Genomic DNA, 15,719 nt, shown 5'->3' with positions numbered 1-15,719 from the left:
AAGGTTCGGGCGCGCGCCGCTTAAAACCCCCGAATGGGGTGGAAGAGTCCCGGCACCGACGGCCGGAAGAAGCGGGCGTTTAATGCCTTCCAACACCGGACCGTGAGTATGAACGGAAAGCGAGTTCTCGTCACCGGCGGCGCGGGGTTCATCGGTTCGAACCTCTCGAACGCCCTCGCCGAAGACAACGACGTCGTCGCGCTCGACAACGAGTACCTCGGCACGCCCGAAAACCTCGACGAAGACGTCGAGTACGTGGAAGCGAGCGTCCTCGAAGACGACCTGCCCACCGACGTCGACGTCGTCTTCCACCTCGCCGCGCTCTCCTCCCGGCAGATGCTCGAGGAGAACCCCCGCGAGGGTGCCCGCGTCAACATCGAGGGGTTCGTCAACGTCGTCGAGCAGGCCCGCGACGACGGCTGTGAGAACTTCGTCTACGCCTCGACCTCTTCCATCTACGGGAGCACCAAAGAACCGGCGTCCGAGGACATGGCGATCGAAGCCTCGACCGGCTACGACGCCTCGATGCTCGGCCGCGAGCGCTACGCAGAGTACTTCAGCGACTTCCACGATCTGACACTGGCCGGCATGCGTTTCTTCTCGGTCTACCAGGGGTACGCCGGCGCCGAGGAGCACAAAGGCCAGTACGCCAACACCGTCTCGCAGTTCGCTGAACAGATCGCCGAGGGCGAGTCGCCAGTCCTCTGGGGCGACGGCACCCAGACCCGCGACTTCACCCACGTCGACGACATCGTCCGTGGTCTCGAACTCGCCGCCGACCACGAACTCGACGGCGTCTACAACCTCGGCACTGGAGAGAGCTACTCCTTCAACGAGATGGTCGAACTCATCAACGAGGAACTCGGCACCGACGTCGAACCCGAGTACGAGCCGGTCCCCCTCGAGAACTACGTCTACCACACCCTCGCCGACCCCTCGAAGTTCAAGGAGGCGACCGGGTGGGAACCCGAGGTCGACTTCGCGACCGAAGGCATCCACCGCGTCTGCCAGGCCTACGAGTAGCCCACAATCCCTTTCTCCCGGCCGGGCGCACCAGGAAGTATGCGCACCGTCGTCGCGCTCGGCGGAAACGCCTTGCTCCCACCGGACGGCGAGACTGCCGACGACCAGTGGCGACGCGTCCGCGAGACTGCGGACAGACTCGCGGCCCTCCGCGAGCGCGGTCGCTCGCTCGTCTGCACCCATGGCAACGGACCGCAGGTCGGCAATCGCCTGCTCGAACAGGAGCACACCGATACCCCCGACTTTTCGCTCGACGTGCTCGGTGCTGAGACCCAGGCACAGATTGGCTACCAACTCCAGCAGGCACTCGACGACGCGACCGACGTGACGGCCAACGCAGTCACCGTGGTCACCCAGACACGCGTCGACCCCGACGACCCGCGAATGGACGAACCGTCGAAGCCGGTCGGTCCCCGCTACACGGCCGAGGAGGCCGCCACGAAACCGTTCGCGACGACCGAAGTCGAGACCGAGAGTGGGGAGACCGCGTACCGCCGCGTCGTCCCCTCGCCGAAACCGATCGAGATCCTCGAAGCCGACCACATCGCGGCACTCGTCCACGAGGACACGACCGTCGTCTGTGGCGGTGGCGGCGGCGTCCCGGTCGTCGAGGAGAACGGGGAGCTACGGGGCGTCGAGGCCGTCGTCGACAAGGACTACACCTCCCGACTCGTCGCCGAGCGGACCGACGCCGACGACCTCCTCTTTCTCACCGACGTCGACTACGCCTACCGGAACTTCGGCGAACCCGACGAGGAGCCAATCGAGGAAGCGACCCCCGACGAACTCCGCGACCTCCTCGACGCTGGCGAGTTCGGCGAGGGGAGCATGCGCCCGAAGATCGAGACCTGTATCGAGTTCGTCGAAGGGACTGGAGCGCACGCAATTATCACGACACCCGAGAACGTCGAGAGGGCACTCGACGGCGAGACCGGCACGCACGTCCACCGTGGGTGAGTCGCCGCGGGAGTCAGAACCGCTTTCAGTTGGGCGAGCGAACGCCGAGATATGAATCGAGAGGTCCGCATCATCGGTGCACCGTCCGACTACGGCGCGAACCGCCGTGGCGTCGACATGGGTCCGTCGGCGATTCGCTACGCCGGACTCGCCGACGAACTCGAACGGACGGGCCTCACCTGTACGGACGCCGGCGACCTCACCGTCCCTCGTGCCGAGGAGCGCGACCCGGAGGAGGTCCAGCCGACTGCGGGGTCCGCGAAGTTCCTCAAGGAGACCCGCGAAGTCTGTACGGCGCTCGCCGACGAAATCGCCGAAACCATCACGTCGGGCTCGTTCCCGCTCGTCCTCGGCGGGGACCACTCCATCGCCATTGGGTCGCTCAACGGATCGGGCCGCGACGAGGATGTCGGCGCCATCTGGTTCGACGCCCACGGCGACTTCAACACACCCGAGACGTCGCCGAGTGGCAACGTCCACGGGATGCCGCTCGCGGCGGCTCTCGGCTACGGCGCGTTCGGCGACGAACCGTGGGCCTCGGGCAACCGCGTCAGCGAGTCGAACGTCGTCCTCGTGGGCCTGCGCTCGCTCGACGAACGTGAGAAAGAGGACATCCGCGACAGCGACATGACCGCGTTCACCATGTCCGACATCGACGAGCGCGGCACCAGCGAAGTCGTCGAGGAGGCCCTCGACATCGCCACCGCCGGCGTCGACCAGATTCACGTGAGCTTCGACATGGACTGGCTCGAACCGAACGAGGCACCGGGCGTCGGGACGCCGGTCCGCGGCGGCGCGACCTACCGCGAGGCCCACACCGCCCTCGAAGCGGTCGCCGAACGCGACGACGCCGAGGACGTCCTCCGCTCGCTGGAGTTCGTCGAGGTGAACCCGGTCCTCGACGAGCGCAACAAGACCGCCGAACTCGCCGTCGAACTCGCCGCGAGTGCGCTGGGCAAGCGCGTGCTGTAGCCGACCCGCGAACAGTTGAACGATTGTACAACTGTTCAACTGTCCGGGCCACGCAGTAGAAGCGAACCTTCTTCTCCGAAGACGGGACCACTCCGTCCCGTGACCTGACGCCCGCCACGGGACGTGCCACGGTTGTGCGGTCGACCGTCCCGTGTCCGCTCGACCGCCTGACAGCAAACTTTCGTGGCCGCCGAGGTTAAGTTCACAACAAGTGTATCGTGAAATAACTTGGTAGAAGCCATGGCTCCGTCAGAGAGAACTGCCATCGACGCTCCAGCTCGTACTGCTCGCACGTTGTTCCTCCTCGTGACGCTCCTCACCGCGTCCCTGGCGGGTGGGATTTCCGTCGGTGCTGGCGCCGCCACTGCCACCACCGCCGCGGACGGCCGTCTCGACCCCGCCGCGGTCTACGCCTCGCCCGACGGGACCGTCCACGTCCTCGGCGAGGACGGTTCGACGACCTCGTTCGGCGTCTCGGCGACCGTCGTCGGTCCGATGGCCGACCTCGACGGCGACGGTCGACTCGACGTCCCCTACGTGACGAGCGGTGGCGACGTCGCTATCGTCGGCCTCGACGGGTCGACCCGGACGCTCGTTCAGGGAACGGCGAAGGCGTCGAAGACGAAACTCGGCGTCGGTGACTGGGACGGCGACGGCACGCCTGCCGTCCTCTACGTCGGGGGCGACGGGAGCACCGTCAACCGCGTCGAAGTCGGCGGTTCCGCGCACACGGTCGTCGACACCGGTGCGAAGGCCGCACTCGGTGTGACCGACTTCGACGCCGACGGTGACCGCGACCTCGTCTTCGTCGGGAGTTCCTCGGGCATCAAGTTCTACGACGGCGCGGTCCACACGACCGGCTACTCCTCCATCGGGTCGAACAACGGTCTCGGCGTCGGTGCCCCGGCCGATTTCGACGGTGACGGCACGCCCCGCGTCCCGGTCGTCGACGGCAGTAACAACCTCGCGCTCGTCGGTGCGAGCGGGGAGAAGACGGTTCTCACCCCGAACTACGGGGCCGCGGCGAAGGGACCGGTCGGCGCGGGTGACGTGGTCGGCGACGCCCGCCTCGAAGCCGTCCACGTGAACAAAGACGGCAACCTCGCGTACGCGACGCTCGGCGGATCGACCGGCGTCCTCTCCGCGGACGGCAGTTCCATCGCCGCGAGCGGTGCGGTCGGCGCTGCAGCCGGCGCGGAGCCCCCGGCACCGGCCATCTCGAACTTCTCGCTGCAGAACCCCGAAGGTCGACAGCTCAGTGTCTCCTTCGAGAGTAGCGAACAGCTCGCGAACGTCGAGGTGACGGTCGACGGTCCCGCTTCCCGCACGCTCACCGAGAGTGACTTCTCCGTCGAAGGGACCGGCCCGTACACCTACACGGCTTCGCTGACGGTCGACGCGGACGGGTCCTACACCGCGACGCTCCGCACGGCAGCCGACGCGGGCGGAAACGACGGCGCAGACGGGCAGACTGCCTCCACGACCGTCGAGACGCCCGCTCCGACCGTCTCCGACGCGACGCTCGCGGCCGCCGACGGGGACGACGTCGTCGGCGTCGGCGACGAAATCCGCGTCACCGCCGTCGTCACCGGGTCGCAGAACGTCTCCGTGACGGCCGACCTCTCGCGCTTCGGTGCGGGGCGCGTGACTCTCGAACCGACCGGAGACAACGTCTACGCCGCCACCGCGACGGTCGGTCGGGACGCTGGAAACTCCGGTACGTACCGCGTCGAGGTACGAGCGAGCAACCGCTACGGGAACACCGACACGGACGCCTCCGACCGGCTGACGCTCGACCGTCAGAAGCCATCGGCCGCCGTCGGTCCGAACCGTACCGTCACCGTCGGGTCGGTCGTCGGCTTCGACGCCGAGGCGTCGACCGACAACACCCGACTCGTCCGCTACCACTGGTCCTTCGGTGACGGCGCGGTCACGACGGGCGCGACGGCGACGCACACCTACTCCACACCGGGGAACTACACCGTCTCGCTTCGCGTGACCGACGCCGCGGGCAACGTCGACGCGGCGACCCGGCGTATCACTGTGGTCCAGTCCGACGACGGCCACGGTGTCCCGGCGAGCGACGCCAACGTCACACTCACGCGGCCAGACCCCGGTGTCGTCGTCGCCGACGTCACCGACGTCGCCGCGGGTCGCGTCGTCGCTATCGACCTCCCCGCCACCGAGACGACCGACGCCACCGGCGCCTACATCAGCGAGATCGGACTCACGCCGACCCGGAGCGGTTCGTTCACGCTGACGGCACAGACCTCCGCGTCCGTCCCCGACGGGGTCGCGCCGCTCGCCGCGAACCACTCGACGCAGGCACTCGTCTACTACGACCTCTCTCACACCATCGCCGAGGAGAACGTCTCCGCGGCGACTTTCCGTGTGAGCGTCTCGAAATCGCAGGTCGTCGCCGACATCTCCGAGGTGGCCCTCTACCGCCACCACGACGGCGCGTGGCAGAAACTCGACACTCGACTCGTCAACGAGACGGAGGACCGCTACGTCCTCGGTGCGAGTGCGGCCGGCCTCTCCTACTACGCGGTCGGGGCGCCACAGCCGAACTTCACCGTGACGAGCGCGACGATCGAGGATCCCGACCAGCAGGTTCGGACAGGGACGCCGTTCAACGTCACCGCGACGGTCCACAATAGCGGAAGCGCCAGTGGGACGTTCCACGCGACGCTCTCGGTCGCGAATGACTCGGTCGCGACGAAGAACGTGACCGTCCCCGCAGGCGAGTCGCGGACGATCACGTTCACCCATCGCGTCGAGGAAAGCGGAACCTATCGTGTCGCGGTCGAAGGGACGAACGCGGGCACGATAGAGGTCCGCGCCCTCGGCGGACTGACGATGAAGGTCATCCGTCTCGTGGTCGCACTCGTCGGTATCGCGCTCGTGGCGTTCTGTGCGTGGTACCTGCTACGCCGCTGAAAAGAAGAGACTGCGCGGAATCTGCTTACTCGGCGGTCTCGCTTTCGCCTTCGCTCTCGTCTTCGTCAGCCGTCTCGATCTCGCTGAAGGTGTCGACGGCGGCGAGTCGGTCGTTCTCGTCGAGTTCCATCACTTTCACGCCCTTCGTGTTGCGGCCGACTTCGGACACTTCGTCGACGGGGGCGCGCATGATCTGGCCGCCCTCACTCATCGCGACGAAGTGGTCGTCGGACTCGACAGTGTGGACGGTGCTGACGCGGCCGTTACGCTGGCCGGTCTTGATGTCCTTCAGTCCCTTCCCGTTGCGGGACTGCGGGCGGTACTCGCTCAGGGGCGTCCGCTTGCCGTAGCCGAACTCGGTGACCGTGAAGAGGTCACGGTCGTCGGTCTCGGCGGCGGCCGCGATACCGGCCACCTGGTCGCCGCCTTCGAGTTTGACGCCGCGGACACCGCGGGCGCTGCGGCCCATCGGCCGGACGTCGTCTTCGTCGAAGCGGATGGCCATCCCCTGCACGGTGCTGAGGACGACGTCCTGGTCGCCGTCGGTGACCTCGACGTCGACGAGTGCGTCGCCGTGTTCGAGGCGGGTCGCACGGATGCCGGTCGAGCGGATGTTCTCGAACTCGCCGACCTCGGTGCGCTTCACGTAGCCGTCCTGTGTGGCCATCGTGAGATACTCGTCATTCGCCTCGAAGTCGAGGTCGTCGGCCGTGACGACGGCCGTGATGTCCTCGCCCTCGTCGAGGTCAAGGATGTTCACGGCGGAGGTCCCGCGAGCAGTGCGGGACATCTCGGGCACCTCGTACACCTTCAGGCGGTAGACCTGTCCCTGGTTGGTGAAACAGAGGAGGTAGTCGTGGGTGCTCGCGGTGAACACCGTCGAGACGCGGTCGCCCTCCTTCAGGTTGGTCCCGATGACGCCCTTGCCGCCGCGGTGTTGCGGCGAGAAGGTGTCGATGGGGACACGCTTGATGTAGTCCTGCTCGGAGAGGACGACGGCGACGTCTTCCTCGGGGATGAGGTCCTCGTGGCTGACTGTCCCCATGTCCTCCACGATGGAGGTGCGGCGCTCGTCGCCATACTCTTCTTTGATGTCGCGGAGTTCGTCTTTGATGACGTCGAGGAGTTCCGACTCCTCTTCGAGGATGGTCTCGAGGCGCTCGATGCGCGCGGTGACGTCCTCGTACTCCTCTTTTATCTCGGTGGCCTCCATGGAGGTGAGGCTCCCGAGTTGCATCCGGACGATGTGGGCGGCCTGTTCCTCGGAGAACTCGAAGGTCTCGCGGAGGGCGGCCCGCGCGGCGTCGCGGTCCTCGGCGTTGCGAATGGTCTCGACGACGTCCTCGGCGTTGTCGAGGGCCTTCAGTCGGCCTTCGAGGATGTGTGCGCGCTCGCGCTTCTCTTCGAGTTCGTACTGCGAGCGGCGGCGGACGACCTCCTTCCGGTGGTCGACGTAGTGTTTGAGCAGTTCCTTCAGTGTCAGGACCTTGGGCTGGCCGTCGACCAGCGCGAGGTTGATGACACCGAAGGTCCGCTCGAGGTGGCTGTCGAGGAGTTTGTTCTCGACGACGTCGGCGTTCGCGCCACGCTTCAACTCGACGACGACGCGGATGCCGTCGCGGTCGGACTCGTCGCGGAGGTTGCGGATCCCTTCGAGTTTGTCCTCGTTGACGTCGTCGGCGATGTTCTCGACGAGCTTCGACTTGTTCTGCTGGAAGGGCAGTTCCGTGATGACGATGCGCTGCCCGCGCTCGTACTCCTCGATCTCGTACTCGGCGCGGACGGTGAGCCGACCGCGGCCCGTCGTGTACGCCTCGCGGATGTCCGAGCGGCCGACGATGTTGCCGGCGGTCGGGAAGTCCGGCCCCTTCACGTACTCCATCAGGTCGGGGATGGAGCAGTCGGGGTTGTCGATGAGGTGGATAGTCGCGTCGACGACCTCACGGAGGTTGTGCGGCGGGACGTTCGTCGACATCCCGACGGCGATACCCGACGAACCGTTGACGAGCAGGTTCGGGAACGCGGCGGGGAGCACGGATGGCTCCTGGAGGCGGTCGTCGTAGTTCGGCTCGAAGTCGACCGTGTCCATCTCGATGTCGGCGAGCAGTTCCTCGGCGATGGGCGACATGCGCGACTCGGTGTAGCGCATGGCCGCCGCGGGGTCGCCGTCGACGCTCCCGAAGTTCCCCTGTCCGTCGACGAGGGGATAGCGCATCGAGAAGTCCTGGGCCATCCGGACGAGGGTGTCGTAGATGGCGCTGTCGCCGTGTGGGTGGTAGTCACCCATCGTCTCGCCGACGATGGACGAACTCTTCCGGTGGCTACTGCCGCTGCTCACGCCCGCCTCGTGCATCGCGTAGAGGATGCGGCGGTGGACGGGCTTCAGGCCGTCGCGGACGTCGGGGAGCGCACGACCCGCGATGACGGACATCGCGTAGTCGATGTAGGACTGCTCCATCTCGTCCTCGACGCGGACAGTGTTGATTCGCTCCGCGATTTCGGGGGAGTCTGGTTCTGAACTCATGTATTAGTGGTGTAGATAGTCGAAAGCGATTCGATGTTCAGATGTCCACCCACTCGGCGTCCTGGGCGTGCTCCTGAATGAACTTCTTGCGAGGTTCGACGGCGTCGCCCATCAGCACCGAGAACATGCGGTCTGCGGCCGCTGCATCCTCGACGGTGAAGCGCTTGAGGATGCGGTTCTCGGGGTTGATCGACGTATCCCACAGCTGTTCGGGATTCATCTCGCCGAGGCCCTTGAAGCGCTGGACCTGCGTGGGGTTGCCGTCGCATTTCTCCTCGACGATCCGGTCGCGCTCCTCGTCGGTCATCGCGTCGTAGGTGTTCCCACGATAGCGGATGCGGTAGAGGGGCGGCTGGATCGCGTAGACGTGTCCGTTCTCCAGCAGCGGCCGCATGTGCCGGTAGAAGAACGTCAACAGGAGCGTGCGGATGTGCGCGCCGTCGACGTCGGCGTCGGTTGCGAGGATGATCTTCTCGTAGCGGAGTTCGTCGTAGTCGAACTCCTCGCCGACGCCCGTCCCGATGGCGCGAATCATCGCCCGGATTTCGTCGTTCTCCAGGATGCGGTCGAGGCGGTGTTTCTCGACGTTGAGGATCTTCCCCTTGATGGGGAGGACGGCCTGGTTCTCGCGGTTGCGGGCCTGTTTAGCGCTGTTGTGGACAAATACCCCCGCTTCGAGTGCGAAATTGTGGGTTCCAGGAACCTCGATATCGTAGACATCCGCGGTCTCATCGAGTGGTTCGACCGAGGTGACTGTGTGGTTGTGTGTCGCGACAGCCTCGACAAGCTCGTTCTCGTCCTCGAAGAACTTCTCGATTGTCGTGGATTTCGTGAGAACGTTCGGGTCGCTCTCCTGTTTTCGCCGTTCATCGTAGTTCTCAAGACTGCCCTCTTCTTCAAGGACTGTCTGCATGAACGGGATGGTATTCTCGTAATACGTCTCGTTATAGGCCTCCATCCGATCCTCTCTGAACTCATCGGTCCACTGCTCTTCGGTCTTCGAGGCCCGCCACTCGCGAAGTTCTTCGTCGTCCCACTGTTCCTCGGCCGCCTTTCGGTGTGCTTCAACGGCTTCTGGATTGTTCTCGAAGTACTGACTGACTCGCTCAGACTGTTCCTCGCGGTGTTCTTCGTCACTCCAGTACTCACGGGCTTCTTCAGCGAGGCGCTGCTGTACCCGTTCCCGGTAGTCTGGGTTGTTTTCGTAGTACTCCAGCCACGCCTCCTTCATATACTGCTTGTACTCTTCATCCTCCCACTGCTCTTTCGCCTGCTCACGGAGGATTTCCACAGTCTCGTCTTCCTGCATCCGCTCACTCATCATCTGCCGGAACTCATCCGTCTGCTTGAGTTCTCGAAGTTTTTGATACACCTCTTCGGTGTGAAGCGTCTTCGAGGCGTGTTTCCGGTGCAGTTCGAGGTGGTCTTCGGCCGATAACCGCTGGATGTTATCCGGGCGGTTGTTGCGCTTGTCGAAGTCCACGTGGTGCTTGTGGTCTCCCTCGTCGGCCGAGTACCTGCCTCGTTTCAGGTTGTACCTGTCGGCGAGAAGATGGGTGAACTCCCAGAAATTATTCGCGAACGGCTGTTTGACCATCTCGTACCCGTCGATGGTGATGTTCTCCTCGTCAGTGTCTGACGTCTTCCGGTACAACGGCATCAGAGACTGACCGTCGTCTAAGTCCTGGGCCTCACAGTAACTCCCGTCCCGCAGCATGAATTCGTGGTCGGGAGTACAGGTAATCGACTCGCCGTTATCCAGCGTGACTTCGACGAGGTCTGTATCCTCCTTCGTGACGCGCGGGTGTGCGATCTGTTCGATGCCAATCGTCCCGTCGTCTTTCACCGTATAGCAGTAGTGAGTCTCGCCATTTTCGTGCTCCTCGACGAGTTCTTCGAACGTGATCGACCGACCAGAGGCCAGAGCGATTTCGGTGTCACCGGTAAAGCATCCTCCGGCGGAGTCACCCTCGACGATGAAGAGTTCGGCTTCTTCGGGGTCGCGGGTCTGACAGTCAGCGAGTTTGCCGGGCAACGCCGTCGACTCCAGGGCGTTCTTCCGGCGGGTGAGTTCCTCGGCCTTCTGTGCGGCTTTCCGGGCCTTGGCAGCCTCGACGGCCTTGCCGACGATGGCCTCGGCCGTGTCGGGGTTCTCCTCGAAGTAGGTGCCGAGTCCCTCGTGGACCGTGGACTCGACGATACCTCGGACTTCGGAGTTGCCGAGTTTCGTCTTCGTCTGCCCCTCGAACTGCGGGTCGGGGTGTTTGACGGAGATGACGGCGGTCATGCCTTCGCGGATGTCCTCGCCCTTGAGGTTCTCGTCGAGGTCCGCGAGGAGGTTGTGCTCTTTCGCGTAGTCGTTGACGGTGCGGGTGAGCGCCGTCTTGAACCCGGTGAGGTGAGTCCCACCTTCGCGGGTGTTGATGTTGTTCGCGAAGGCGTGCGTCGAGGACTGGAGGTCGTCGGTTGCCTGCATGGCGATCTCGACCTGGATGCCGTCTTCCTCGTCCTCGAAGTAGATGACCTCCTCGTGAAGGGCGTCGCGCGTCTCGTTGAGGTACTCGACGAACTCCTTGATACCGCCGTCGTACTTGAACGACGCCGTCCGGTCGTTCTCGCCCTCGCGCTCGTCGTGGAGCGAGATTTGGACGCCGGAGTTGAGGAACGCCAGTTCGCGCAGGCGCGTCTCGAGCGTCGAGAAGTCGTAGTCGGTGGTCTCGAAGATGTCGCTGTCGGGCATGAACCGAATGGTCGTGCCCGTCTGGTCTTCGGGGACCTCGCCGACCTTCTCGAGGCCGTCCTGGGGTTCGCCGCGCTCGAAGCGCTCGTGCCAGCGTGCGCCGTCGCGCTCGACGGTGACTTCGAGCCACTCGGCGAGTGCGTTGACGACGGAGACGCCGACGCCGTGCAGGCCACCGGAGACCTGGTAGGACTTGCTGTCGAACTTCCCACCGGCGTGGAGGACGGTGAGGATGACCTCGACGGCGGGGCGTTCGTACTCTTCGTGGGTGTCGACGGGGATACCGCGGCCGTCGTCCACGACGCTCACCGAGCCGTCGTCGTGGATGGTGACCTCGATTTCGTCACAGTAGCCGGCCAGTGCCTCGTCGATAGAGTTGTCGACGACCTCGTAGACTAGATGGTGGAGCCCACGGCCGTCGGTAGAACCGATGTACATCGCCGGGCGCTTGCGGACGGCTTCTAAGCCTTCCAGCACCTGGATCTGCCCGGCGCTGTACTCGCCTTGCTCGGACATGAAACTGTATTCGGATAGGGGACGCCTACTTAAAAAAGCCACGCACGCGCGCGTGAGAGTGGCCGCAGAAACGACACGACGGCGGGGGCGTCGCCCCACGTTCTAACCGCTCACAGGACGGCTCTCGGCCGCTCTCACCGGCCGTGACTGGCCGAGGGCGACGATTGCACCGAGAGAAACGTTGACGTAACTCGGTGACGAAGGACTCCTCGTGAAGTGGAACGTCGCGGCGGCGTTGACAGTCGTCGCGCTCACGGGTGGGATACTCTACGGCGCGGCAGCGTTCCTGCCGAGCACGACCGGACTCTCCATCGCAGAGGTACGAACGACCGTCCTCACGACGCTGGTCGCCGTCGGGGTCATCTCCGGTCGCCATGCACTCGGCCGCCGACTCCGACACTGGTCCGGGAGCTGACGGGTCGGGGGAGAAGCACGCTACAGGTTCGTATCGGCGCTTTTCACTTTCACCTCGGCACCGGGACGGTTTTAAGCGTGAGATGGGTAATGGGAGATTGTCTGAATGACGTCCTTCCAGGCGACACTCGACGATGAGGAGGGCATCGCGGAGGAACTCGCCGCGAGCCAGCGGGAGATCTCCATCGCCGAGTTCTTCGAGAAGAACAAGCACATGCTGGGCTTCGACAGCGGTGCCCGGGGCATGGTCACGGCCGTCAAAGAGGCCGTGGACAACGCCCTCGACGCCGCCGAAGAGTCCGGCATCCTCCCGGATATCTACGTAGAGATCCGAGAGGTCGGCGACTACTACCAGCTGATCGTCGAAGACAACGGCCCCGGTATCACCAAAGAACAGGTCCCGAAAGTGTTCGGGAAGCTCCTCTACGGGTCTCGCTTCCACGCCCGCGAGCAATCGCGCGGGCAACAGGGTATCGGTATCTCTGCCGCGGTCCTCTACTCCCAGTTGACCTCCGGCAAGCCCGCGAAGATCACCTCTCGGACGAAGGGCGATGCCGAGGCCCAGCAGTTCGAGTTGACCATCGACACCGACACGAACGAACCGGTGATCGAGTCCGAGCGGACCGTTTCGTGGGACCGCTCGCACGGGACGCGCATCAAGTTGGAGATGGAGGCGAACATGCGCGCCCGCTCGCAACTTCACGACTATATCGAGCACACCGCGATCGTCAACCCACACGCGCGGGTCGAACTGAAGGAGCCGAAAGAGCACTTCAAGTTCGAACGCGCCGATGGCGCCGAACTCCCCGAGGAGACCGAGGAAATCCGTCCCCACCCCCACGGGGTCGAGCTCGGGACGCTGATGAAGATGCTCACGGCGACGGAGTCCCACTCCGTCTCGGGGTTCCTCCAAGAGGAGTTCACTCGCGTCGGCCGCAAGACCGCCGACGACATCCTCGACGCCTTCCGTGACCGCCACTACGGCCGCGAACTCGCGTGGTCGCCGCCAGTGGAACACGACCAGGAACGGAGCCTAGAGGCTGTCGTGACCGACGCCGTCTCGAACAAGTCGGTCGCCGACACCGAAGCCTTCGTGGAGGAAGTCGCCTCCGCCCTCCGCGATGCGGGAGACGTCACCTACACTGAACTCGAAGCGCTCGTCGCCGACGTTGCCGAATCGGTCGGTGAGGACACCGGCACGACGTTCGGCGACACCGTCCAGGAGAACGTCGTCGACGCGCTCTGGGATCTGCTCACCGAGTCGCGTGCCGACGACCTCTTCTCGCACGTGGACGCCGCGACTACGACCCAAAAGGACGACGCGACGGTCCGCGGCCTCGCCGAGCGCATCGCCGAGAAATTCGGCGAGGACACCCCGCGTGATCGTCTCACCTACGACGAGTTGAAGCGCTTCGTCGTCCGCGCCGCCGAGACCACCGAGGAGGTCGACGACGTAACCGTCGGCGAGACGGCCCGCGAGAACGTCACCGAGGAACTCTGGGAGCGGGCGGCCCGCCCCGTCGACGAGGACGTCCCGCGCGTCCGCGAGGTTGCAGATGACCGAGACACTGCCAGCGAACTCCTCAACGCGATGAGTTCGGTCGACGTCATCTCGCCGCCGACCGGCTGCCTCTCGCCCATCAAGTCCGACCTGCTCGAAGCCGGCCTGAAGAAGGAAGTCGACGCCGACTTCTACGCGGCGTCGACCCGCGACGCCGACGTCCACGGGGGCGACCCGTTCATCGTCGAGGCGGGAATCGCCTACGGCGGGGAACTTCAGGACGGACAGGTCGACCTGCTGCGCTTCGCCAACCGCGTGCCCCTCGTCTACCAGCGCGGTGCCTGTGCGACGACGCAGGTCATCAAGGACATCGGGTGGCGCAACTACGGCCTCGACCAGTCCGGCGGCAGCGGCATGCCCTCGGGCCCCTGCGTCATCATGGTCCACGTCGCTTCGACGAACGTCCCGTTCACCAGCGAGTCGAAGGACGCGCTCGCTTCTGTCCCCGAGATCGAAGACGAGATCGAACTCGCCGTCCGCGAGGCTGCTCGCGAACTCAAGAGCTTCCTCAACGAGCGCGAGTCGCGACGCAAGCGCCGCCAGAAGCAGAACGTCATCGCGGACATCCTCCCGAAGATGGCGACGAAGGTGAGCGAGATGACCGGCCGCGAGCAGTTGAACGTCGACGACTCGCTGGCCCGCATCATGAACAACGTCCTCGTCGAGCGCCGCCGCGACGGCGACACCGTCCAGGTGGTCGTCGAGAACCACGGGTCGAAGGCCGCGGACCTCGATGTGACCGACATCGTCTCGGTCGAACCCGAGAGCCTCTCGGCCGGTACCGTCGTCGAGATGGACGGCGAGTGGTTCGTCAAGTGGTCGCCCTCGGTGAGTGGCGGTGACGAAGCCGTCCTCTCCTACGACGTGACCGACTTCGAGGAAACCGACTTCGACCTCAGCGTGAAAGGCGTCGCCGACGAACGCCTCACGGTCAACCGATAATGAGCCAGCAACAACCCTCCGACGAGGAGGCGCGCGAGCGCCTCATCGACCTGGCTGCACAGTTCTACGACCAGTTCGAGGACGGGGAGATCCCGCGTATGGAGGTCCCCACCCGTTCGAAGAGCAACATCGTCTTCGACGAGGACTCCGGCGTGTGGGTGTACGGCGACCGTACCTCCTCGCGTACCGCCAACTCCGTTCGTGGCGCCCGCAAACTGCTGAAGGGCGTCTACACTATCGACTTCCTCGCCCAGCAACTCGACGAGGACCGTTCCTCGACGCTGCGTGAACTCTACTACCTCTCCGAGTCCTGGGATGAGGAGGCCGCGCAGTTCTCCGATCAGTCCGAGTCCGACAAACTCGTCGAGGACCTCGAAATTGTCTCCGGCGTCAAGCGCGAGGACTTCCACATGCGCCCCGAGGAGTCGGGTGCGACCCTCATGGGCCCGCTCAAGCTCCGCGAGCAGACGCGGCGCGGCGAGCGCGTCATCCACTGCCAGGAGGACGTCGGCGAGGGCGGCTACCAGATTCCGAACAACCCCGACACCATCGAGTTCCTCGATACGGACGCGGACTTCATCCTCGCCGTCGAGACCGGTGGGATGCGTGACCGCCTGGTCGAGAACGGCTTCGACGACGAGCACAATGCACTCGTCGTCCACCTGAAGGGCCAACCCGCCCGTGCGACCCGGCGTATCACCAAGCGTCTCCACGACGAACTCGGGCTCCCCGTAACCGTGTTCACTGACGGTGACCCGTGGTCTTACCGTATCTTCGGATCCGTCGCCTACGGGTCCATCAAGTCCGCACACCTCTCGGAGTACCTCGCGACCCCTGAGGCGCAGTTCATCGGCATCCGGCCCGAGGACATCGTCGAGTACGACCTGCCGACCGACGCGCTCTCCGACTCCGACCAGAACGCCCTCGAGAGCGAACTCGACGACCCGCGCTTCCAGTCGGAGTTCTGGAAGGAGCAGATCGAACTGCAACTCGATATCGGCAAGAAGTCCGAACAGCAGGCGCTCGCGAGCCACGGTCTCGACTTCGTGACCGAGACCTACCTGCCCGAACGCCTCACCGAGATGGGCGTACTGTAGCGCGCCCGGACGCTCACTCGTCTTTTTGCGATG

General features: G+C 64.8%; 9 protein-coding genes. 7 read left to right on the top strand and 2 right to left on the bottom strand.

The annotated features are described in order from the left end of the window. The first annotated feature begins 108 nt into the window (after positions 1-108). The 4 genes from P0Y33_RS06530 to P0Y33_RS06515 all read left to right on the top strand — a co-directional run bounded on the left by P0Y33_RS06530 (position 109) and on the right by P0Y33_RS06515 (position 5,892). Entirely contained in the window at positions 109-1,023 is a 915-nt protein-coding gene (locus P0Y33_RS06530; RefSeq protein WP_279529732.1) for an NAD-dependent epimerase/dehydratase family protein, read from the top strand. 39 nt (positions 1,024-1,062) lie between these two features. Beyond that, the gene (gene arcC, locus P0Y33_RS06525) at positions 1,063-1,980 is read left to right on the top strand and encodes a carbamate kinase (RefSeq protein WP_279529731.1); all 918 of its coding nucleotides are present in this window, start codon (positions 1,063-1,065) and stop codon (positions 1,978-1,980) included. Positions 1,981-2,031: 51 nt separating this feature from the next. Continuing rightward, the gene (rocF, locus tag P0Y33_RS06520) at positions 2,032-2,952 is read left to right on the top strand and encodes an arginase (RefSeq protein WP_279529730.1); all 921 of its coding nucleotides are present in this window, start codon (positions 2,032-2,034) and stop codon (positions 2,950-2,952) included. A 240-nt stretch (positions 2,953-3,192) separates the two neighbouring features. Next, positions 3,193-5,892, top strand: coding sequence for a PKD domain-containing protein (locus tag P0Y33_RS06515; RefSeq protein WP_279529729.1), 2,700 nt, complete (start codon positions 3,193-3,195; stop codon positions 5,890-5,892). Between the two features lie 25 nt (positions 5,893-5,917). Here the strand turns inward: P0Y33_RS06515 and gyrA are convergent, their stop codons facing one another. Then, positions 5,918-8,416, bottom strand: a complete 2,499-nt coding sequence (gyrA, locus tag P0Y33_RS06510) for a DNA gyrase subunit A (protein ID WP_279529728.1) — start codon at positions 8,414-8,416, stop codon at positions 5,918-5,920. A gap of 37 nt (positions 8,417-8,453) precedes the next feature. Continuing rightward, positions 8,454-11,672, bottom strand: a complete 3,219-nt coding sequence (gene gyrB / locus P0Y33_RS06505; RefSeq protein WP_279529727.1) for a DNA topoisomerase (ATP-hydrolyzing) subunit B — start codon at positions 11,670-11,672, stop codon at positions 8,454-8,456. Positions 11,673-11,883: 211 nt separating this feature from the next. Between gyrB and P0Y33_RS06500 the strand changes: the two genes are divergently transcribed. The 3 genes from P0Y33_RS06500 to P0Y33_RS06490 all read left to right on the top strand — a co-directional run bounded on the left by P0Y33_RS06500 (position 11,884) and on the right by P0Y33_RS06490 (position 15,686). Beyond that, complete coding sequence (locus P0Y33_RS06500; RefSeq protein ID WP_279529726.1) at positions 11,884-12,087, top strand: hypothetical protein; 204 nt, start codon at positions 11,884-11,886, stop codon at positions 12,085-12,087. Positions 12,088-12,192: 105 nt separating this feature from the next. After that, positions 12,193-14,589, top strand: coding sequence for a DNA topoisomerase VI subunit B (locus P0Y33_RS06495; protein ID WP_279529725.1), 2,397 nt, complete (start codon positions 12,193-12,195; stop codon positions 14,587-14,589). Continuing rightward, positions 14,589-15,686: a DNA topoisomerase IV subunit A gene (locus P0Y33_RS06490; RefSeq protein ID WP_279529724.1), complete on the top strand. Its 1,098-nt coding sequence runs from the start codon at positions 14,589-14,591 to the stop codon at positions 15,684-15,686. Before P0Y33_RS06495 ends, P0Y33_RS06490 begins: the two co-directional genes overlap by 1 nt. Positions 15,687-15,719 lie beyond the last annotated feature (33 nt).

Source organism: Halospeciosus flavus, from assembly GCF_029814175.1.
GTDB lineage: Archaea > Halobacteriota > Halobacteria > Halobacteriales > Halobacteriaceae > Halospeciosus > Halospeciosus flavus.
Note: the sequence above shows the minus strand (reverse complement) of the source record. Positions and strands in the feature narration are given on the sequence as shown.